The sequence below is a fragment of the Bosea vestrisii genome, assembly GCF_030144325.1.
Classification (GTDB): domain Bacteria; phylum Pseudomonadota; class Alphaproteobacteria; order Rhizobiales; family Beijerinckiaceae; genus Allobosea; species Allobosea vestrisii_A.
Window position 1 is genome coordinate 5,318,956 of sequence record NZ_CP126307.1, and the last position, 18,858, is coordinate 5,337,813.

The following is an 18,858-nucleotide window of genomic DNA, read 5'->3' on the forward strand; positions in this document are numbered from 1 at the left end:
GCGTCGAGCGCGTCAACGGCGCGAGGTTCAAACTGAGACAGCAACCACGCCGATCACGGTCTTTTGAGGTCACGCCTCCTCGGTCTGGTAGGCGCCGGCGAGGTGGCGGCCGCGTTCGGTCAGCACCGCCAGCACGCGCTCGAACACCCGTAGCTCCTCCGGCGAGATCCCCTCGATCCAGCGCTCCTCGAAGGCGAGGGCGAGCGGCACGATCTGGGCGTAGAGGCGTTGGCCGGCGGCGCTGAGGGCGACGAAGGCCTCGCGCCGATCGGCCCGGTTCTCGGCTCGCGTCACCAGGCCGCGCTTGTCGAGCTCGGCCACGGCGCGCGAGACCTTGGTCTTGTGCATCTGCGAGAGCTCGCCGATGTCGCGCGAGGTCAACTGCCCGAACTCGCCGAGCTGCGCGATCACCCGCCATTCCGGAATGCCGATGCCGAAGCGCGTGCCATAGACCCGGCCGAGCCCGCGGCTGGCGAAGAAGCCGACCACGTTCAGCCTGTAGGGCAGGAACTGCTCGAGATGCAGGGTGCGATCGGCGGAGGGCGGCTTCGGCTTCGTTGACATTAGTTTCACATGTAACTAATTAGGGTGGGACCAAGGCCGCTCAAGGCCGCGCCCGCGATCATTGCGCAACGGCAGCGCCTGTCAAAGCGGCTAGCATCGGATCAGGAGGAGGCCCAGTCATGAACGTGCAGACCACGGTTCAGTCGAGCTTCGGCGAGCAGGTCCGCGGCGGGCGCCGCTACATGTCCGGCTTCGGCAATTCCTTCGAGACCGAGAGCCTGCCGGGCGCGCTGCCGGTCGGTCGCAACTCGCCACAGAAGGCAGCCTATGGCCTCTATGCCGAGCAGCTCTCCGGTTCGCCCTTCACGGCGCCGCGCTCCACCAATGAGCGCTCCTGGCTCTATCGCATCCGCCCGAGCGTCAAGCATGGCGGCCGCTGGACGCTGGTCGACAAGGGGCTGATGCGGACCGCGCCCTGCCGCGACGAGACGAAGCCTTCGCTCGGGCAGTTGCGCTGGAGTCCGATCCCGGTCCCGGAGGAGAAACTCACCTTCCTGACCGGCCTGCGCACCCTGACCACGGCCGGCGATGCCGACAGCCAGGCCGGCATGGCGGCCCATATGCTCTTCGTCACCGCCTCGATGGAGAAGGAATACGTCTTCAACGCCGATGGCGAGTATCTTGTCGTCGCGCAGGAGGGGAAGCTCCGTTTCTTCACCGAATTCGGCATCATCGAGATCGAGCCGGGCGAGATCTGCATCATCCCGCGTGGCGTCGTCTTCCGCGTCGAGTTGATGGACGGGCCGGCGCGCGCCTATGTCTGCGAGAACTATGGCGGCGCATTCACGCTGCCCGACCGCGGGCCGATCGGCGCCAACTGCCTCGCCAATCCGCGCGATTTCCTCACCCCTGTGGCCGCCTATGAGGACATCGAGGAACCCTCGACGCTTTATGCCAAATGGGGCGGGGAGCTGTTCTCGACCAGGGTCGACCAGTCGCCGCTTGACGTCGTCGCCTGGCACGGCAACTACGCGCCCTACAAATACGATCTGCGCCATTATTCGCCGGTCGGCGCCATCTCCTTCGACCATCCCGACCCGTCGATCTTCACCGTGCTGACGGCGCCTTCCGAGACGCCCGGCACCGCCAATATCGACTTCGTCATCTTCCCTGAGCGCTGGCTGGTGGCGGAGAACACCTTCCGCCCGCCCTGGTACCATCGCAACATCATGTCGGAGTTCATGGGGCTGATCTACGGCGTCTACGACGCCAAGCCCGAGGGCTTCACGCCCGGCGGCTTCAGCCTGCACAACATGATGCTGCCGCACGGCCCGGACGCGCAGGCCTTCGAGCATGCCAGCACGGTCGAGCTGAAGCCGGTCAAGCTCACTGGCACCATGGCCTTCATGTTCGAGACGAGATTCGCCCAGCGCGTCACCGGCTATGCCGCCGGCCTGCCCGAGTTGCAGGACAATTACAGCGACTGCTGGAGCGAGCTGAAGAAGCGCTTCGACCCGAACAAGCCCGAGGCCTGGTGAGGCGCTCGCGCTTGCGTGCCGTGATCACACGGGCCGGCTTCCCGAAGGCGCATTCTGTCGATCAGGCGCGGGGAACCCTTCTCCCGTATGGGAGAAGGGCAGGGATGAGGGCCCGCCATCGACTATTGGTGTCGCAGCGTCGCCACCTTCGCCTTATCCGGAAAGGGCAGGCCCTCATCCGGCGCTCCGCGCCACCTTCTCCCATTCGGGAGAAGGAAGAGCGCGCGGATGGTGCCGGCCTCGCATGCCTGCTTGTCTGGATGTCGGGCGCCTCAGCGCGACCGCAGCCGGTTCATGAAGGCGTCGTAGGAGAGTTCCGCGACCTGCCACCAGAGCAGGTTCTCGCCGCGGAAGGCGACCATCGACTCATAGCCCTTCTTGAAGGCTTCGCTCTTGGCGGAAGTCTCGGCGTAGTACTCCTCGGCCGCCTTGAGCGAGGCTTCCATGATCGGCTGCGGGAAGGCCTTGAGCTGCGCGCCCTGGGCGATCAGCTTGCGCAGGCCGCCCGGATTGACGAAGTCGTACTTCGCCAGCATCCAGTTGTTGGCGGCTTCGCAGGCGTTCTGCATGATCGCCTGGTAGTGCTTGGGCAGCTTGTTCCACTGCTCCTGGTTGATGACGAGGTGCAGCATGGCGCCGCCCTCCCACCAGCCGGGATAGTAGTAATAGGGCGCGACCTTCACGAAGCCGAGCTTCTCGTCGTCATAGGGACCGACGAACTCGGCCGCGTCGATCGTGCCGCGCTCCAGCGCAGGGTAGACATCGCCCGCCGCGATCTGCGTCGGCACCACGCCGAGCTTGGCCAGCACCGCCCCGCCCATGCCGCCGATGCGGAACTTCAGGCCCTTGAGGTCGTCGAGGGTCTTCAATTCCTTGCGGAAGAAGCCGCCCATCTGGCAGCCGGAATTGCCGCAGGGGATCGAGTAGGCGTTGAACTTGGCGAGCGCCTCGTTGACGATCTGCTCGCCGCCGCCGAAATACCACCAGCTGTGCTGCTGGCGGGCGTTGAGGCCGAAGGGAATGCCGGTGCCGAGCCCGAGCGCCGGCTCCTTGCCGACGTAGAAATAGGTCGGCGTATGCGCGCATTCGACCGTGCCGGAGGTGACCGCGTCGAGCGCCTGCAGGCCGGGCACGATCTCGCCGGCCGAGAAGGTCTGGATCTGGAACCTGCCGTCGGTGGCGTCCGACATGAACTTCGCGAACTGCTGGGCGGTGCCGTAGATCGTGTCGAGCTGCTTCGGGAAGCTCGAGGTCAGACGCCATTTCACCTCAGGGCTGGACTGCGCGATCGCGGGCATCGCGATCGGCGCCGCGGCCGCGGCGAGCGCGCCCGTCTTCAAAAACGTACGGCGTTGCATGGACTTTCCTCCCCGGGACGGATTTGCTGCCATCATCACTGTTCGGCGAGGATTGAAAAGAGATGAAAGTCGCATCCCTCATGCATGGCCGGGATGGCCGCCTCGTCGTGGTCTCGAACGACCTGACCCGCGCGACCGACGCCTTTCCGGTCGTGGCGACGCTGCAAGGCGCGCTCGACGACTGGAGCCGCTGCGCGCCGCGGCTCGCCGACCTCGCCGAGAGCCTCGAGCACGGCTCGGTGCCGTCCTTCCGCTTCCACGAGCATCACTGCGCCTCGCCTCTGCCGCGCGCCTATCAATGGGTCGACGGCTCGGCCTATGTGAACCATGTCGAGCTGGTCAGGAAGGCGCGGGGGGCCGAGATGCCCGAGAGCTTCTGGACCGACCCGCTGATGTACCAGGGCGGCTCCGATTCCTTCCTCGGCCCGCGTGAGGCGGTCAGGCTCGCCAGCGAGGATTACGGCATCGATCTCGAAGCCGAGATCGCGGTCGTCACTGGCGACGTGCCGATGGGCGTCAGCCCCGAGGCGGCGCGCGGACTGATCCGCCTCGTCATGCTCGTCAACGATGTGAGCTTGCGGAATCTGATTCCCAACGAGTTGGCGAAAGGCTTTGGTTTCCTTCAAGCAAAGCCGTCTTCCGCCTTCTCGCCGGCGGCAGTGACGCCGGATGAGCTCGGCCCCGCCTGGAAGGACGGCAAGCTCAGCCTGCCATTGCTCGCCCAGATCAACGGCAAGCCCTTCGGCAAGCCTGGGGCCGGCGTCGACATGACCTTCGACTTCGGCGTGCTGATCGCCCATGCCGCCAAGACCCGCCCGCTCGTCGCCGGCACAATCGTCGGCTCTGGCACGGTCTCGAACCGCGATGCCGATGGCGGGCCGGGCAGGCCGGTTGCGGAGGGCGGGCTCGGTTATGCCTGCATCGCCGAGCAGCGCATGGTCGAGACCATCCGGCACGGTTCGCCGCAGACGCCCTTCCTGCGCTTCGGCGACAGCGTCCGCATCGAGATGAAGGACGCCGCCGGCCATTCGATCTTCGGCGCGATCGAGCAGGAAATCCTGCCCTATGCGCCGTAGGCCGCACCGTCATTCTCGGGCGAAGCGAAGCGCAGACTCGAGATTCTCAGGACGAGTAGGGCACCCACCGGAGCCTCTCGCGGCCTGAGATGCTCGGGTCAAGCCCCGAGCATGACGTCAGTATCGACACGTTTACGAGGTTGCTCCATGTCCTCCCCCGCTTTCGCCTCCACTGCCGATCTCGGCGAGAAGACCGTCTCCTTCGAGGAGGTCGGCAAGGGCGTCTACGCCTATACCGCCGAGGGCGACCCCAATAGCGGCGTCGTCATCGGCGACGACAGCGTCCTGGTCTTCGATGCGCAGGCGACGCCGACCATGGCCGAGCGGGTGATCGCGAGGGTCCGTGAGGTCACCGACAAGCCGGTCAGCCATGTCGTGCTCTCGCATTACCATGCCGTGCGCGTGCTCGGCGCGCCGGCTTATGGCGCGAAAGAGATCGTCTGCTCGGATGCGGCGCGCGCCATGATCGTCGAGCGCGGCGAGGAGGACAAGGCAAGCGAGATCGGCCGCTTTCCGCGGCTCTTTCAAGGTGCCGACTCCATCCGCCCTGGCCTGACCTGGCCGACCACGACCTTCTCGCACAATGCCTCGATCTGGCTGGGCAGCCGCGAGGTCAGGCTGATGAAGCTCGGCCGCGGCCACACCGCCGGCGACATCGTCGCCTGGACGCCGGACACCAATGTGATCTTCGCCGGCGACCTCGTCGAATACGGCGCCACGCCCTATTGCGGCGACGCGCACTTCACCGACTGGCCGACGACGCTCGACGCGCTCGCCGCCTTCGCGCCCGCCGCGATGGTGCCGGGGCGCGGCGCGGCGCTGACCAACCGGGGAATGGTCGCTGACGGCATCAAGGGCACGCGCGCCTTCCTCTCGGATCTCTATGAGGCGGTGAAGGGCCATGTCGCCGAAGGCCGCTCGCTGCGCGAGACCTTCGAGCGTGTCCATGAGACGCTGAAGCCGTCCTATGGCGACTGGGTGATCTTCGAGCACTGCCTGCCCTTCAATGTCACCCGCGCCTATGACGAAGCCGGCGGCCTCGACCATCCGCGCATCTGGACCGATGAGCGCGACCGCCAGATGTGGCTGGACCTGCGCGGCTGAGGCGGGTCAGGCAGCGTGGGGATGGATCGCGGAATAGTCCTGCTCGGTCTCGGCTTTGGACAGGTCGTGAGCGGTTTGCAGGTTGAGCCAGAAGCGCGGATCAGTTCCGAAAAAGCGGCCGAGCCGGATTGCGGTATCGGCGGAGACGTCACGCCGTTGGCGCAGGATGTCACTGATCCGGTTGCCGGGCACGTCGAGCGCCTTGGCGAGCGCTCGTGCGCTCATTCCGAGCGGCTCAAGGTATTCCTCGCGCAGGATTTCGCCGGGATGGGTCCTCACTCGCGCCATGACGATCTCCTCTCAATGATAGTCGACGATCTGGACCGCCTCAGGGCCGTCGCCGCTCCAGCGGAAGCAGAGCCGCCATTGGTCGTTGATCCGGATGCTCCACTGCCCCTTGCGGTCGCCTTTCAGCGCTTCCAGCCGGTTGCCTGGCGGCGAGCGCAGATCGCTGACTGTCACGGCGGCGTCGAGCATATCGAGCTTGCGCAGTGCGATCCTTTCGATCGCTCGCCAGCGGGCAGCGCAGGCTTCGCCGCGAAACAAGCGCTCCGTATCCCTGTCGGCAAAGCCCAGGATCATAACTTAAGTTATGATACGTATCGCGTACCAGTCAAGGAGCTGATTTGATGCAGCCCTTCCGCCAGTTCGCCTATCGCCGCAGCCAGGACCAGGACGCGGCCACCCCCGCCCGCCATCCGGTGGTCATCGTCGGTGCCGGCCCCGTCGGGCTGACGCTGGCGCTCGACCTGGCGCGCCGGCAGGTTCCGGTTGTGCTGATCGACGATGCCGACAGGATCGGCGAGGGCTCGCGCGCCATCTGCTTCGCCAAGCGCACGCTAGAGATCTTCGACCGGCTCGGACTGGCGCAGGCGATGGTGGAGAAGGGCGTCACCTGGCAGAAGGGCCGCGTCTTCCGTGGTGAAACTGAGCTCTACGAGTTCGACCTCCTGCCCGAGGGCGACCACAAGCAGCCGGCCTTCATCAACCTCCAGCAATTCTACGTCGAGGCGGCGCTGGTCGAGGCCGTGCTCGCCGAGCCGCTGGTCGATCTGCGCTGGAGCAACCGGCTCGCCGGCCTGGAAAACCGCGAGGACGGCGCCAAGTTGACGATCGCGACGCCGGAGGGAGACTACTCCCTGGAAACCGACTGGCTCGTCGCCTGCGATGGCGCCCGCTCGCCGACGCGTGACCTGCTCGGGCTGGAGTTCCGCGGCGAGGCCTTCGAGGACCGCTTCCTCATTGCCGACGTGAAGATGAGCGCACCGTTCCCGACCGAGCGCTGGTTCTGGTTCGATCCGCCCTTCCATTCCGGCCAGTCGGCGCTGCTGCACAAGCAGCCGGACGATATCTGGCGCATCGACCTCCAGCTCGGGCCCGATGCCGATCCCGAGCATGAAAAGCAGCCGGAGATCGTGCGGCCCCGGATCGAGCGCATGCTCGGCCATGCCGAGTTCGCGCTCGAATGGGTCTCGGTCTACCGCTTCCAGTGCCGCCGGCTCGACCGCTTCCTGCATGGCCGCGTGATCTTCGCCGGCGACGCCGCCCATCAGGTCTCGCCCTTCGGAGCGCGCGGCGCCAATTCCGGCATCCAGGACGCCGACAATCTCGGCTGGAAACTGGCATTGGTCGCGCAGGGGCGGAGCCCGGCCTCGTTGCTGGAAAGCTATGACAGCGAGCGCGTCGCCGCGGCCGACGAGAACATCCTGAATTCGACGCGGGCGACCGACTTCATCGCGCCACGGTCGCCCGGCGAGCGCCTCCTGCGTGAGGCGGCGCTGTCGTTGGCGCCGCTGACCGGCTTTGCCAAGCGCTTCGTCAATTCCGGCCGGCTTTCGGTGGCCAGCGCCTATGCCGGTTCACCGCTCTCGACCGAGGATGACGTGGGGGAAGGCAACCTGCCGCCGGGCGCGCCCTTCCTCGATGCGCCTGTTGCCGGCGTCTCTTCCGCCTGGCTGAGCGAGGCTTTCGCGGCGGGTCAGGCGATCCTGCTCGGTGAAGGCGCGGCAAGGGTGGCGCCTGCCGGTGTGCTCGCGATCGAGCCGGCTGCCGGCGATAGAACGTTGCGCCAGCGCTATGCCCTGGAAAGCGGCGCAGCCGTGCTGCTGCGGCCGGACGGGCATGTCGCCGCACGTTTCCCGAAACCCGAGCGCGCTGCGATCGAGGTTGCGATCGCGCGGATGGAGGGCAGGGGATGAGTGCCGCGGCTGCCATGACCCCCGCGACCGGGCTTGCCCGCGAATCGCGCTTCGCCGATCCCGACGCGGCCTTTCGCCTGCTGGCGAAGGCGCATCGCGATCTCGAAGAGCGCGAAAGCGCCGCGCTCAATGCCCGCCTCGTCCTGATCCTCGCCAACCATATCGGCGACGAGCTGGTTCTGCGCGAGGCCGTGGCGCTGGCGCACGAGGCGAGGTAGGCTCGGCTCACGACGCTCTGGAGACGTGAGCCTGATGGAAGATCTGCCGACCTTCTACCCCACTTTGATCCCGCTCGGTTTCTTCTTCTGGGGGCCGGCGCTGGTGGTGCTGACGCTGCTCCTGTCCTGGCTCTGGGCGCGCAGCCTGCGCGTCGACCGGGCGCTGGAGAGCGATTTCAACGGCTTCACCAAGGACGACGTCGAGAAGCTCTTCTCCCTCTACGGTCCTGAGCGCCGGGCGATCTATCGCAACAAGCTGCTGCCTGCCGATCTCGCCTTCGCACTGGTCTATACGATAGTCGGTGCGCTGATCGTCGCCGGCCTCTCGATGCGCGGCTATCCCTGGTGGGTGGCAGCTCTGTGCGGCGGCGGCTGGCTCTTCGGCGGGCTCTGCGACGTTGCCGAGAACCTCGCCATCGCCCGCCTGCTCGATCGCTATCCGAAGGTCGAGGACGGCACGGTCGCCTTCGCCAGCGGCTTCACCCGGCTGAAGCTGGTGCTGACCGGGCTCGGCTTCGTCGGCGCGATCGCGGCCTATTATCTCGCCTTCAAGCCGATCGCTGCCTGAGCATGTGCGGCGTCGCGCGTGCCTTGCTGGTTGCGGGCGTCTTCGGCGCGCTGGTCGTGCCGGCGGCGGCTGACGACGCCTATAAGCGCTGCATCGACACATCGGACGGCACCAATCCCGCCTGGGCCGCCTGCGGCGGGGAGTGGGTTGCGCGCGAGGACGCCAAGCTGAACGCCGCCTGGAAGCGGCTCTATGCGGCGAGCGAGCCGGCGACGAAGAAGGACCTACTCGACGAGCAGCGCGCCTGGAACGCCTTCAAGGATAAGGCCTGCCAATTCTACGCCAATGGCGACTTCGGCCGGGAAGGGCAGGTGCTGCATTTCCCGAGCTGCCGGGCGGAGCTCATCGCCCAGCGCACCGCGACGCTGGACAGCTACGGCGCCGATCGGCGCTAGAGCATTTTCGAGCGAAGTGGATCCGGTTCGCGTGAAGAAAATGCGTCAAACCAAAGCGCTGAATCATCAGGCCGCGATGTAAACGCGCCGGAGGCGGAAGCGCACCGCGGGCACCGGCGCTGCGCCGATCAGAATCTCGGTCTCGCTCGGTGACGATTCGAAGCCGAGCCGCGCCGCCAGCTGCAACGATGCTGCGTTCTGCGGATGCGTGATGATGAGGGCCTCCGGCAGGTCGAGCGTCTCGAAGCCGTAGCGCAGTAGCCGGTCCACCGCCTCCCGGGCGAAGCCCAGTCCCCAATGACGGGCGGCGAAGCGATAGCTGATCTGGGCCTGCTGGGCCTGCTCCGCGTCGTCGCCGTCCGGAATGAGCCCGACATAGCCCAGCGGCTCGCTTTCGTCGGTGCGGGCGAACACGGTCCAGTAGCCGAGTCCGCGCTCGACATGCAGGAAGCTGCGCGCGGCGACGCCTTCGCGGCCCATCGCCGGATCGCCGACTGCCGCGATATAGCGCATGACCTCCGGATCGGCATTGAGCGCGGCGACGAAGTCGAGATCGGCCTCGGAGCGCGGCTTCAGGAGGAGTCGCTCGGTTTCCAGCTGCGGCAGCATGGTCGTCGCCTTGTTGCGTGATGTGCTTATCGATCGCCGCCTGCACTGGCGCGGGACGGCGCGCCATCCCATATCCTGCCCGCTGTCCCGCGGGAACGCTCTGGGAGAATCTGAATGAGCTTTCGTCGTTGCCTTCTCGCCGTCTCGGCTGTTCTCGCGTTCGCTGGTGGGCTTGCCGCGCCGGCCACGGCGCAGGAGGACCTGATCTTCAGGAAGTCGACGGTCTGGAAGATGCTGACCCCGGACGACAAGCTCGCCGTCTACGGCGTCGACGACCCGGTCGTCGAGGGCGTCGCCTGCCATTACACCGTGCCCGAGAAGGGCGGCGTCTCCGGCATGTTCGGCGTCGCCGAGGAGGTCTCCGAGGTCTCGCTCGCCTGCCGCCAGATCGGCCCGGTCAAGATCAAAGAGAAGTTCTCGCAGGGCGACGTCGTCTTCCGCGAGCGCCGCTCGCTGATCTGGAAGAAGATGCAGATCGTGCGCGGCTGCGACACCAAGCGCAACGTCCTGATCTACATGGTCTACACCGACAAGCTGATCGACGGCTCGCCGCAGAACTCGACTTCGAGCGTGCCGATCATGCCCTGGGGCGGGATGGGCGAGGTGCCGAAATGCTCGGAATGGGTGAGGTGAGCGCTGCCGGGGCGCCTGCGGACTGCGGCGCCCATCGCTTCATCTTGCAAGCACGCGACCCGGTGACGGATTGCCCCATTCTGGAGGCGCGCGTCTCGATCGATGACCTTGGCGCTCTTCGCGGAGTACTTCGAGTCGAGCACGGAGAAGATCCGGATTTCAGCGGTATCTATGAGCTTGATGGTGAGGATCTTGATGCGCTCCAGCGATTGACGGGCCTGCCATTTCCTCGCGATCTCGGCCCGGTGCAGATTGTTCCGTGGAGCGGGCTTCGAGAAATTCCCTATCTCATCCATACCGAATACGAGCTCGCGCTCATGCTGGAGGGCAGGAAGCCGCTCGCAGTGTTTGCTGATGCCTATCCTGCCGATTGGTTTGATGAGTGGATGGCGCGATTCGACCCCTATGTCGCTGATGGCCGTTTTGTCAGACGCATCGTCGATAGGCCGTTTTCAAAGCCCCGCACCTCGGACGGCGAGTGCTTCGACGGCGTCAGGCACGTTTATGTTGCCTTGCCGGAAGAGCTGTGGCGGATCGACGCCTACATCCAGCTTTTTGATGACCCAGATAGGGACGGCTGGGGTGAGGTGCAGGAGCGCCGTCAGGGCCTGCTCCTCGGCTACGAAGAGTGGCAATGCGATTGGTGGGAGGCTCATCGCCTTGGCAAGGGCCAAGGCGGATAGGTTGGCTCAGCCCCCGCAGGTGATCGTCAGCGGCAACTCGGTCTGCGCCACGTTCGCGGGGCGCGGCGTCGAGCCGGTGATGTCCTCGCGGGCGGCCAGGCCATAGGCGGTGGCGATGCGGTGACCTTGCGATTCACACCAGGCGTCGGCGACGATCTGGCCGCATTCCGACTTGCTGGCGATGCAGTCGGCGACGCCGTAGCCGTCTCCGGCCGGGATCAGATAGGTGCGCTCGGCCTTGGGGGCGGCGACGGTACCGGTTGCGGGCAGCAGGGCCAGCGACATTCCGGCGCCAAGGATTCCGAAGAGCCCGACCAGAGCAACGGCGCGGCGCATGATACTGTCCCTGAGACCCGACCGGGGCTGAACCTTCGACATGTCAAACTGGTTCCAAATGATTAAGACTGCGTGAACCACGGCAATCTTGGTTGCGCGCAAACCGTCTTTCGCTTGTGGCGGCATTGCGGCGAAGAGAGCTGAAATCGCGGGAGGGCAGGGCGATGGCGCGCAAGCGTTGCGCAGCTGCCACTTGACGTAAGCGCACATGACAGGCATCACGGCTGGATGACGCGAGCCCTCGCCATTATTTGCTTGATTTGCCGCTAGCTTTCGCTGGCCGGCTGCTCACGTCCTCGTCCCAACGAAAAGACAGACAGCGCCCCGGCCAGCGGCCAGGATAAGCCGTTTTTGTCGCCTTTTCGTCAGGATACCGCTTCGATGCAGCCGACCCTCAGGCTCTACAACACGCTGACGCGGACGAAGGAGGTCTTCACCCCCGTCGATCCCCAGAATGTGCGCATGTATGTCTGCGGCCCGACGGTCTACGACTACGCCCATATCGGCAACGCTAGGCCGGTCATCGTCTTCGACGTGCTCTACCGGCTGCTGCGGCAGCTCTATGGCGAGGGCCATGTCCGCTATGCCCGCAACCTCACCGACGTCGATGACAAGATCAACGCCCGCGCGGCGCGTGACTTTCCCGATCTGCCGCTGAATCAGGCGATCGCGAAGGTCACGCAGACGACGACGGCGCAGTTCCACGCCGATGTCGACGCGCTCGGCAACCTGCGCCCCGATGACGAGCCGCGCGCCACCGGCCATATCGAGGAGATGAAGGCGATCATCGAGCGCCTGATCGCCCGCGGCGTCGCCTATGTCGCCGAGGAGCATGTGCTGTTCCACGTGCCGGCCGTCGCTGGCCTGAAGGAGGCGCCGCGCTACGGCTCGCTCGCCCGGCGCTCGCTCGACGAGATGATCTCCGGGGCACGAGTGGATGTGGCTCCCTATAAAAGGGACCCGATGGATTTCGTGCTGTGGAAGCCGAGCCGCGCCGGCATCGATCCGGGCTGGCCGTCGCCGGCCGGCATCGCCACGCCCGGCCGGCCCGGCTGGCACATCGAATGCTCGGCCATGTCGATGAAGACGCTGCTCGAGCCGTTCGGCGGCGGCCTCACATGCGACGATCCCGCCAGGAACGTCTTCGACATCCATGGCGGCGGCATCGATCTCGTCTTCCCGCACCATGAGAACGAGCTGGCCCAGAGCTGCTGCGCCTTCGGCGCGGCCGGCGGTGCGCCGCGCATGGCGAACTATTGGATGCACAACGGCTTCCTGCAGGTCGAAGGCGAGAAGATGTCGAAGTCGCTCGGCAACTTCGTCACCATCAACGAGCTGCTGGCGACCGACACTTTCGGCGGGCGGACATGGCCCGGCGAGGTGCTGCGGCTTGCCATGCTCAAGACCCATTACCGCCAGCCGATCGACTGGACGGTGAAGGCGCTGGAGGAGGCGGAGAAGACGCTGGCCGATTGGGCGGCTGCAGCCGGAGAGGCTGAGGCCGGGCAGGCCCCCGCCGCGGTGATCGAAGCGCTGGCTGATGATCTCAACACCTCGCAGGTGCTCGCCGAGCTGCACGCCCTGCGCAAGGCTGGGGATTATGCCGGCTTGAAGGGGAGTCTCTCCTTGCTCGGGATCGCTCTGCCGCAGGTGGCAGTTGCCGAGATCGATGATGCCTTGCGGGCAAAGGTCGAAGCGTCGATCGCCGCCCGCCTGGCCGCCCGCAAGGCGAAGAACTTCGCCGAATCCGATCGCCTTCGCGACGAGCTCGTCGCGATGGGTATCGTGCTCATGGACGGGAAGGACCCGGCCACCGGCGAGCTGATTACGAGTTGGGAGGTGAAGCGGTGAACCGCGACGCAACCCCCTCTCCCCTTGCGGGAGAGGGTTGGGGTGAGGGGTCGCGCGACGCTGCCGGCCTTGGGCCTCTTGAAACGCAAACCGGAAACGTCGGCGCGACCCCTCATCCGGCCGCTGCGCGGCCACCTTCTCCCGCAGGGGGAGAAGGGGAGCCCGAGCCGACGCGCCGGGAGGTTCTGAAGTCGCGAGCCCGCATCATGCGGCGTGAACCAACTGAGGCCGAGCGGAAGCTCTGGCATCTGCTTCGCGATCGTCGTTTCAGTGGCTTCAAATTCCGACGGCAGGTGCAGGTCGGGCCTTACATTGTCGACTTCGTGTGCACTGCGAAGCGATTGATCGTCGAAGCCGATGGCGGGCAGCATGCCGAGAACGGCTACGATGAGCGGCGGGATTCTTGGCTGAAGGCGCAGGGTTTTCGCATTCGCCGCCTCTGGAACCACCAGATCATTCATCACCCGGACGAGGTCAGCGACACGCTCTGGTACGACCTCGACGGCGCGACCATCCATGAAGTCAATATCCTGAAAGACCAACAACAATGACCACCCAGGCCCCGAAGATCCGCAAGCGTGGTTCGCTCTCGATCGCGATGAAGCTCGTCATGCTCGCCATGGTGATGCCGAAGGTGCTGCGTTACCGACTGCGGGTGAGGCGATGACGATACCAACATCCGCGACGCAACCCTCCCCCCTTGTGGGGGAGGGAAGGGAGGGGGGCGAACGACTGGGTCGACCGCTCACCAAGCGGGCCGCCCCCCTTTCCAACTCTCCCCCACAAGGGGGGAGAGGGCCTGTCGGCGCAGGCGCTCGCCCGCATCCACCTCTTCGACACGACGTTGCGCGACGGCGCCCAGACCACGGGCGTCGACTTCTCGCTCGACGACAAGCGGGCGGTGGCGGCGATGCTCGACAAGCTCGGCATTGACTATGTCGAGGGCGGCTATCCCGGCGCCAACCCGCTCGACACTGCCTTCTTTGCGGAAAAGCCGACGAAGCGCGCGAAGTTCGCCGCCTTCGGCATGACCAAGCGGGCAGGGCGGTCGGCCTCGAACGATCCCGGCATCGCCGCGCTGCTCGATGCCAAGGCCGACGCCATCGTCTTCGTCGCCAAGAGCTGGGACTATCATGTCCATGTCGCGCTCGAGATCTCGCTGGAAGACAACCTCGACGGCATCCGCGACAGCGTCGCCACCGCCAAGGCCGCCGGCCGCGAGGTGATGCTCGATTGCGAGCACTTCTTCGACGGCTACAAGGCCAATCCCGACTATGCCCTCGCCTGCGCCCGCGCCGCCTATGAGGCCGGCGCGCGCTGGGTCGTGCTCTGCGACACCAATGGCGGCACGCTGCCGGACGAGATCGGACGGATCGTCGCCGAGGTCGCGAAGGTCGTTCCGGGCGAGAATCTCGGCATCCACGCCCATGACGATTGCGGCTGCGCCGTCGCCAATTCGCTCGCCGCCGTCGAGGCAGGCGCGCGCCAGATCCAGGGCACGCTGAACGGCCTCGGCGAGCGCTGCGGCAACGCCAATCTGGTCACCCTGATCGGCGCGCTGAAGCTGAAGGACCGCTATAACCGCCGCTTCACGCTCGGCGTCGACGAAGCGGAGCTCGGCGAGCTCACGCATGTCTCGCGCGCGCTCGACGAGATGCTGAACCGCGCGCCGAACCGGCACGCGCCCTTCGTCGGCGCCTCCGCCTTCGCCACCAAGGCCGGCATCCACGCCTCGGCCGTGCTGAAGGACCCGCGCACCTACGAGCATGTCGCGCCCGATCTGGTCGGCAATGTCCGGAAAGTGCTGGTCTCCGACCAGGGCGGCAAATCCAACCTCGTCGCCGAGCTGGAACGCATCGGCGTCACTATCGGCCGCGACGATCCAAGGCTCTCGCGCGTGCTGGAGGAGCTGAAGGAGAAGGAGGCGCAGGGTTATGCCTTCGAGGGGGCGGATGCCTCGTTCTACCTGCTCGCCAAGCGCATCCTGGGCGAGCTGCCGGCCTATTTCGAGATCGAGCGCTTCACCGCCAATGTCGAGCGCCGCTACAATGCGCTGGGCGAGCTCGTCACCTTCTCGGAGGCGATCGTCAAGGTGAAGGTGGGCGAGGAATCGCTGATCTCGGTTGCCGAAAGCGCGCTCGGCCCGGTCAATGCGCTCGACCTGGCCTTGCGCAAGGATCTTGGCCGCTACCAGTCGCTGATCGGCGGCTTGAGGCTGGTCGACTACAAGGTCCGCGTCTTCCAGGGCGGCACCGATGCCGTCACCCGCGTTCTGATCGAATCCGCCGATGAGACCGGCGAGCGCTGGACCACTGTCGGCGTCAGCGCCAACATCATCGACGCCTCGTTCCAGGCGCTGGTCGACTCGATCACCTACAAGCTGATGCGCGAGGGCGCGACGGCGTAGCAAACACAGCCGTCATTCTCGGGCGAAGCGGAGCGCAGACCCGAGAATCTCATGACCAGCTAGCTGGTTTCCGAGATGGTCGGGTCAAGCCCGACCATGACGCTCGGCCGTCACTCCGTCAGGCGCAGCGACTTCTCCTTGCAGAGGTCGATGCCGTCATTGTCGCTTTCGCTCTCGTCGCTGAACTTGCCGAGCAGGTAGTAGCTGCAGCCTGCCGGCTTGTTGAGCTTGATCATGATGCTCTTGCCGGGAGCGAGCGGCTTGGCGAGCTTGCCGACGAGGCGGGCCTGTTCGCCCGTGGTCGTGATCTCCAGCGTCTCAAGCGGGACGGTGCGGCCATTGGTGATCTTGACCTGCGCCGGTGGCCGGGACTGCGCCAGCGCTGGCAGGGTCGTCAGAAGCGCGAGCGCGCAGGTGGCGGGCAGAATGCGTCGAAGCGTCATGGCGTTTTCTCCAAGGCTCAGCCTTTAAAGGCTTTAGGTCAGTCTGACATCGCAGTTGCGACGAGAACAAGGCCTGATAGGTGCCGCTTCATGGCGGTAGCGTTCGGTTGCAGCTGCTGCAGGCCTCGCCGATCTTGCGGCGAAAGATTGGGAAAGCCGGGCCCTTGACCATGCAGACTGCCAAAGAAATCGCTGCCTAGATCGTCGAGCGGGCCGGTGATCTGCGCCGTATCGTCATTGCGCTCGCAGGCGCTCCGGGAGCTGGCAAGTCGACGCTGAGCGAGCATCTCCTCGCCGCATTGCCCGCCGGCGAGGCGGCTCTCGTGCCGATGGACGGCTTCCATTTCGACAATGCCATGCTGGACGCGATGGGGCTGCGCCATCGCAAGGGCGCACCCGAGACCTTCGACTGCGCCGGGCTCGTGGCGACGCTGCGGCGCATTCGTTCGGGCGAGGGTGGTGTTCCAGTGCCGGTCTTCGACCGCGAGGCCGATCTGTCCCGTGCCGGCGCGGCGATCGTCCCGGCCGACGCTCGCTTCGTGCTGGTCGAGGGCAATTATCTCCTGCTCGACCGGGCGCCCTGGACCGAGCTCGCGCCGCTCTTCGACCTCACTATTTTCATCGATGTGCCGATTGTCGAGCTGGAGCGCCGCCTGCTGACACGCTGGACCGATCTTGGCCGCAGCGAGGAGGCTGCGCGCGCCTGGGTCGAGGGCAACGATCTGCCCAATGCGCGACTGGTGATCGAAAGCAGCCGGCGGGCGGATGTCGTTTGGAGCAATTTCCCACAGCCCTCATCCTGAGGAGCCGCGGAGCGGCGTCTCGAAGGATGGTTCATGAGGCTCTGGAACAATCTGGAGCATCCTTCGAGACGCGATCCTGTAGGATCGCTCCTCAGGATGAGGGCTGTGTATCTTCGGGCCGTCTTTCATACCTCTCGGCGATTTCTTCTCCCGCCCCCTGCATTCCCCGGAGAATCCGCCTATATCGGCGGTTCCATTTGGAAGCATTTCAATGTCCTCGCCTGCCACGCCGGTCTCGGCGCCTCTCGCGCGCCCCACCGTGCTCCAGCCCGGCTCCGGTTTTATCGCCACCTTCCAGGCGCTCTGGCCCTATCTCTGGCCGCCGGAACGGGCCGATCTGCGCCAGCGCGTCGTCGCCGCCTTCGTGCTGCTGGTGATCGGCCGCCTGGTGCTGATGGGCGTGCCTTTCGCCTTCAAATGGGCGACGGACGCACTCGCCAACAACCCGACGACGCTGTCGAACTGGCTGCCCTTCCTGGTCGGGGCGCCGCTGGCGCTGACCGTGATCTACGGTTTTGCCCGCGTCGGCTCGGCCGCCTTCGTGCAATTGCGCGATGCGATCTTCGCGCCGGTCTTCATGCATGCGGTCAGGACGCTGGCGCTGCAGACCTTCGGCCATCTCCACCATCTCTCGCTGCGCTTCCATCTCGAGCGCAAGACCGGCGGTTTGACGCGCGTCCTCGAGCGCGGCCGCAACGGTATCGAGGAGATGGTCCGCCTCGGCCTCAACCAGCTGGTGCCGGTGATCATCGAGGTCACGCTGATCATCAGCGTGCTGCTCTGGCTGTTCGACTGGCGCTATGTCGTCGTGCTGGTGGTGATGGTGGTCGGCTACATGGCCTACACCATCAAGGCCACCGAATGGCGCATCGCCATCCGCGCCCAGATGAACGAATCCGACACCGACGCCAACGCCAAGGCGATCGACTCGCTGCTCAACTACGAGACGGTGAAATATTTCGGCGCCGAGGCGCGCGAGACCGCCCGCTACGACGTCTCGATGGCGCGCTATGAGCGCAACTCGATCAAGGCCTATACCTCGCTCGCCTGGCTCAATTTCGGCCAGGCCGCGATCTTCGCTGCCGGTCTCACCATCTCGATGGTGATGTGCGTGCGCGGCTTCCAGGCCGGCACCAACACGGTCGGCGATTTCGTGCTGATCAACGCCATGCTGATCCAGCTCTACATCCCCCTGAATTTCATGGGCACCGTCTATCGCGAGATCAAGCAGGCGACGCTCGACATCGAGCAGATGTTCCAGCTGATCGGCCGCGATCCCGAGATCCAGGACAAGCCGGGCGCGGCCCCGCTCGATGTCCGTGCTGGCACCGTCACTTTCGAGGATGTCCACTTCGCCTATGTGCCGGAGCGGCCGATCCTGCGCGGCATTTCCTTCGAGGTGCCGGCCGGCAAGACCATCGCGATCGTCGGCCCGTCGGGTGCCGGCAAGTCGACGATCTCGCGCCTGCTCTTCCGCTTCTACGAGCCGCAAGCCGGCCGCATCCTGATCGACAGCCAGGATATCGCCGAAATCCAGCAGGTCTCCCTGCGCTCGGCGATCGGCATGGTCCCGCAGGATACGGTGCTGTTCAACGACACCATCGAATACAATCTGCGCTATGGCCGCCCCGAGGCAACGCAAGCGGAGATCGAGGAAGCCGCACGGCTCGCCCAGATCGACCGCTTCATCAAGTCGCTGCCGGAGGGCTACCAGAGTTCGGTCGGCGAGCGCGGCTTGAAGCTTTCCGGCGGCGAGAAGCAGCGCGTCGCCATCGCCCGCACCATCCTGAAGGGGCCGCCGGTGCTGGTGCTGGACGAGGCGACCTCGGCGCTCGATTCCTTCACCGAGAAGGAAATCCAGGACGCGCTCGACCGGGTCAGCGAGGGCCGCACCACGCTGGTCATCGCCCACCGCCTCTCGACCGTGATCAACGCCGACGAGATCATCGTCCTCGACAAGGGGCTGATCGTCGAGCGCGGCCACCATCGCGAATTGCTTGCCGCCGACGGCGTCTACGCTGCGCTCTGGAACCGCCAGCGCCAGGTCGACGAGGCCAAGGCGACACTGCAGCGCGCGACTGCGGAAGAGGGCGAGAGCGTCAGGGTCAGCCTGACGCAGTGACGTAATCGCTCC

Annotated in this window: 21 protein-coding genes; 14 read left to right on the forward strand and 7 right to left on the reverse strand. The window is 65.9% G+C overall.

The features are described 5' to 3' along the window. Positions 1-69: 69 nt before the first annotated feature. Entirely contained in the window at positions 70-564 is a 495-nt protein-coding gene (locus QO058_RS26200; protein WP_284169144.1) for a MarR family winged helix-turn-helix transcriptional regulator, read from the reverse strand. A gap of 119 nt (positions 565-683) precedes the next feature. Here QO058_RS26200 and hmgA point away from each other — a divergent pair, with 119 nt between their 5' ends. Then, positions 684-2,042, forward strand: coding sequence for a homogentisate 1,2-dioxygenase (gene hmgA / locus QO058_RS26205; protein WP_284169145.1), 1,359 nt, complete (start codon positions 684-686; stop codon positions 2,040-2,042). A 272-nt stretch (positions 2,043-2,314) separates the two neighbouring features. Here the strand turns inward: hmgA and QO058_RS26210 are convergent, their stop codons facing one another. Then, positions 2,315-3,400 carry a TRAP transporter substrate-binding protein gene (locus QO058_RS26210; protein ID WP_284169146.1) on the reverse strand — a complete coding sequence of 362 codons (1,086 nt, stop codon included), beginning with the start codon at positions 3,398-3,400 and terminating at the stop codon, positions 2,315-2,317. Positions 3,401-3,462: 62 nt separating this feature from the next. Here QO058_RS26210 and QO058_RS26215 point away from each other — a divergent pair, with 62 nt between their 5' ends. Together QO058_RS26215 and QO058_RS26220 are read left to right on the forward strand one after the other, a co-directional pair. Further along, positions 3,463-4,476, forward strand: a complete 1,014-nt coding sequence (locus QO058_RS26215) for a fumarylacetoacetate hydrolase family protein (protein ID WP_284169147.1) — start codon at positions 3,463-3,465, stop codon at positions 4,474-4,476. A gap of 147 nt (positions 4,477-4,623) precedes the next feature. Next, positions 4,624-5,580, forward strand: coding sequence for an MBL fold metallo-hydrolase (locus QO058_RS26220; protein ID WP_284169149.1), 957 nt, complete (start codon positions 4,624-4,626; stop codon positions 5,578-5,580). Positions 5,581-5,586: 6 nt separating this feature from the next. On the opposite strand, the gene QO058_RS26225 is transcribed toward QO058_RS26220, so the two are convergent. Both QO058_RS26225 and QO058_RS26230 read right to left on the reverse strand, forming a co-directional pair. Continuing rightward, the gene (locus QO058_RS26225; protein ID WP_152017440.1) at positions 5,587-5,868 is read right to left on the reverse strand and encodes a HigA family addiction module antitoxin; all 282 of its coding nucleotides are present in this window, start codon (positions 5,866-5,868) and stop codon (positions 5,587-5,589) included. 12 nt (positions 5,869-5,880) lie between these two features. Next, positions 5,881-6,162: a type II toxin-antitoxin system RelE/ParE family toxin gene (locus QO058_RS26230; protein ID WP_284169151.1), complete on the reverse strand. Its 282-nt coding sequence runs from the start codon at positions 6,160-6,162 to the stop codon at positions 5,881-5,883. Between the two features lie 47 nt (positions 6,163-6,209). On the opposite strand from QO058_RS26230, the gene QO058_RS26235 reads away from it, so the two are divergent. From QO058_RS26235 to QO058_RS26250, 4 genes are read left to right on the forward strand one after another with little or no spacing between them, the layout of a single operon-like run. Then, positions 6,210-7,778: an FAD-dependent oxidoreductase gene (locus QO058_RS26235; RefSeq protein WP_284169152.1), complete on the forward strand. Its 1,569-nt coding sequence runs from the start codon at positions 6,210-6,212 to the stop codon at positions 7,776-7,778. Continuing rightward, on the forward strand, positions 7,775-7,996 hold the full coding sequence (locus tag QO058_RS26240) for a DUF2783 domain-containing protein (protein WP_432211981.1): 222 nt from the start codon (positions 7,775-7,777) through the stop codon (positions 7,994-7,996). Before QO058_RS26235 ends, QO058_RS26240 begins: the two co-directional genes overlap by 4 nt. Positions 7,997-8,030: 34 nt before the next feature. Beyond that, a complete protein-coding gene (locus QO058_RS26245; protein ID WP_284169153.1) occupies positions 8,031-8,564 on the forward strand; it encodes a hypothetical protein in 534 nt (177 codons plus the stop codon). A 2-nt stretch (positions 8,565-8,566) separates the two neighbouring features. Next, on the forward strand, positions 8,567-8,959 hold the full coding sequence (locus tag QO058_RS26250) for a lysozyme inhibitor LprI family protein (RefSeq protein ID WP_284169154.1): 393 nt from the start codon (positions 8,567-8,569) through the stop codon (positions 8,957-8,959). 66 nt (positions 8,960-9,025) lie between these two features. Here the strand turns inward: QO058_RS26250 and QO058_RS26255 are convergent, their stop codons facing one another. After that, positions 9,026-9,568 carry a GNAT family N-acetyltransferase gene (locus QO058_RS26255; protein ID WP_284169155.1) on the reverse strand — a complete coding sequence of 181 codons (543 nt, stop codon included), beginning with the start codon at positions 9,566-9,568 and terminating at the stop codon, positions 9,026-9,028. Positions 9,569-9,682: 114 nt separating this feature from the next. On the opposite strand from QO058_RS26255, the gene QO058_RS26260 reads away from it, so the two are divergent. Continuing rightward, entirely contained in the window at positions 9,683-10,201 is a 519-nt protein-coding gene (locus tag QO058_RS26260) for a CreA family protein (protein ID WP_284169156.1), read from the forward strand. Next, complete coding sequence (locus tag QO058_RS26265) at positions 10,189-10,884, forward strand: hypothetical protein (protein WP_284169157.1); 696 nt, start codon at positions 10,189-10,191, stop codon at positions 10,882-10,884. Before QO058_RS26260 ends, QO058_RS26265 begins: the two co-directional genes overlap by 13 nt. Before the next feature lie 6 nt (positions 10,885-10,890). Here QO058_RS26265 and QO058_RS26270 read toward each other — a convergent pair whose 3' ends face one another. Beyond that, the gene (locus QO058_RS26270) at positions 10,891-11,220 is read right to left on the reverse strand and encodes a hypothetical protein (protein ID WP_284169158.1); all 330 of its coding nucleotides are present in this window, start codon (positions 11,218-11,220) and stop codon (positions 10,891-10,893) included. 381 nt (positions 11,221-11,601) lie between these two features. Between QO058_RS26270 and cysS the strand changes: the two genes are divergently transcribed. The 3 genes from cysS (at position 11,602) to cimA (ending at position 15,478) form a co-directional block, all read left to right on the forward strand. Continuing rightward, complete coding sequence (gene cysS / locus QO058_RS26275; protein ID WP_284169159.1) at positions 11,602-13,071, forward strand: cysteine--tRNA ligase; 1,470 nt, start codon at positions 11,602-11,604, stop codon at positions 13,069-13,071. Next, positions 13,068-13,622 carry an endonuclease domain-containing protein gene (locus QO058_RS26280; protein WP_284169160.1) on the forward strand — a complete coding sequence of 185 codons (555 nt, stop codon included), beginning with the start codon at positions 13,068-13,070 and terminating at the stop codon, positions 13,620-13,622. Before cysS ends, QO058_RS26280 begins: the two co-directional genes overlap by 4 nt. 248 nt (positions 13,623-13,870) lie before the next feature. Then, on the forward strand, positions 13,871-15,478 hold the full coding sequence (gene cimA, locus QO058_RS26285) for a citramalate synthase (RefSeq protein ID WP_284173030.1): 1,608 nt from the start codon (positions 13,871-13,873) through the stop codon (positions 15,476-15,478). 110 nt (positions 15,479-15,588) lie between these two features. On the opposite strand, the gene QO058_RS26290 is transcribed toward cimA, so the two are convergent. Continuing rightward, positions 15,589-15,921 carry a hypothetical protein gene (locus tag QO058_RS26290; protein WP_284169161.1) on the reverse strand — a complete coding sequence of 111 codons (333 nt, stop codon included), beginning with the start codon at positions 15,919-15,921 and terminating at the stop codon, positions 15,589-15,591. Positions 15,922-16,121: 200 nt separating this feature from the next. On the opposite strand from QO058_RS26290, the gene QO058_RS26295 reads away from it, so the two are divergent. Further along, positions 16,122-16,724 (forward strand): nucleoside triphosphate hydrolase, encoded by a 603-nt coding sequence (locus QO058_RS26295; protein ID WP_284173031.1) that lies wholly within the window; start codon positions 16,122-16,124, stop codon positions 16,722-16,724. Positions 16,725-16,935: 211 nt separating this feature from the next. Continuing rightward, positions 16,936-18,846: an ABCB family ABC transporter ATP-binding protein/permease gene (locus QO058_RS26300; protein ID WP_284169162.1), complete on the forward strand. Its 1,911-nt coding sequence runs from the start codon at positions 16,936-16,938 to the stop codon at positions 18,844-18,846. Positions 18,847-18,858: the final 12 nt, after the last annotated feature.

Excerpts from the sequence above, each read along its gene's own strand:
- QO058_RS26200 (WP_284169144.1), bottom strand. The coding sequence starts at position 564 with ATGTCAACGAAGCCGAAGCCGCCCTCCGCCGATCGCACCCTGCATCTC.
- hmgA (WP_284169145.1), top strand. The coding sequence starts at position 684 with ATGAACGTGCAGACCACGGTTCAGTCGAGCTTCGGCGAGCAGGTCCGC.
- QO058_RS26210 (WP_284169146.1), bottom strand. The coding sequence starts at position 3,400 with ATGCAACGCCGTACGTTTTTGAAGACGGGCGCGCTCGCCGCGGCCGCG.
- QO058_RS26215 (WP_284169147.1), top strand. The coding sequence starts at position 3,463 with ATGAAAGTCGCATCCCTCATGCATGGCCGGGATGGCCGCCTCGTCGTG.
- QO058_RS26220 (WP_284169149.1), top strand. The coding sequence starts at position 4,624 with ATGTCCTCCCCCGCTTTCGCCTCCACTGCCGATCTCGGCGAGAAGACC.
- QO058_RS26225 (WP_152017440.1), bottom strand. The coding sequence starts at position 5,868 with ATGGCGCGAGTGAGGACCCATCCCGGCGAAATCCTGCGCGAGGAATAC.
- QO058_RS26230 (WP_284169151.1), bottom strand. The coding sequence starts at position 6,162 with ATGATCCTGGGCTTTGCCGACAGGGATACGGAGCGCTTGTTTCGCGGC.
- QO058_RS26235 (WP_284169152.1), top strand. The coding sequence starts at position 6,210 with ATGCAGCCCTTCCGCCAGTTCGCCTATCGCCGCAGCCAGGACCAGGAC.
- QO058_RS26240 (WP_432211981.1), top strand. The coding sequence starts at position 7,775 with ATGAGTGCCGCGGCTGCCATGACCCCCGCGACCGGGCTTGCCCGCGAA.
- QO058_RS26245 (WP_284169153.1), top strand. The coding sequence starts at position 8,031 with ATGGAAGATCTGCCGACCTTCTACCCCACTTTGATCCCGCTCGGTTTC.
- QO058_RS26250 (WP_284169154.1), top strand. The coding sequence starts at position 8,567 with ATGTGCGGCGTCGCGCGTGCCTTGCTGGTTGCGGGCGTCTTCGGCGCG.
- QO058_RS26255 (WP_284169155.1), bottom strand. The coding sequence starts at position 9,568 with ATGCTGCCGCAGCTGGAAACCGAGCGACTCCTCCTGAAGCCGCGCTCC.
- QO058_RS26260 (WP_284169156.1), top strand. The coding sequence starts at position 9,683 with ATGAGCTTTCGTCGTTGCCTTCTCGCCGTCTCGGCTGTTCTCGCGTTC.
- QO058_RS26265 (WP_284169157.1), top strand. The coding sequence starts at position 10,189 with ATGGGTGAGGTGAGCGCTGCCGGGGCGCCTGCGGACTGCGGCGCCCAT.
- QO058_RS26270 (WP_284169158.1), bottom strand. The coding sequence starts at position 11,220 with ATGCGCCGCGCCGTTGCTCTGGTCGGGCTCTTCGGAATCCTTGGCGCC.
- cysS (WP_284169159.1), top strand. The coding sequence starts at position 11,602 with ATGCAGCCGACCCTCAGGCTCTACAACACGCTGACGCGGACGAAGGAG.
- QO058_RS26290 (WP_284169161.1), bottom strand. The coding sequence starts at position 15,921 with ATGACGCTTCGACGCATTCTGCCCGCCACCTGCGCGCTCGCGCTTCTG.
- QO058_RS26300 (WP_284169162.1), top strand. The coding sequence starts at position 16,936 with ATGTCCTCGCCTGCCACGCCGGTCTCGGCGCCTCTCGCGCGCCCCACC.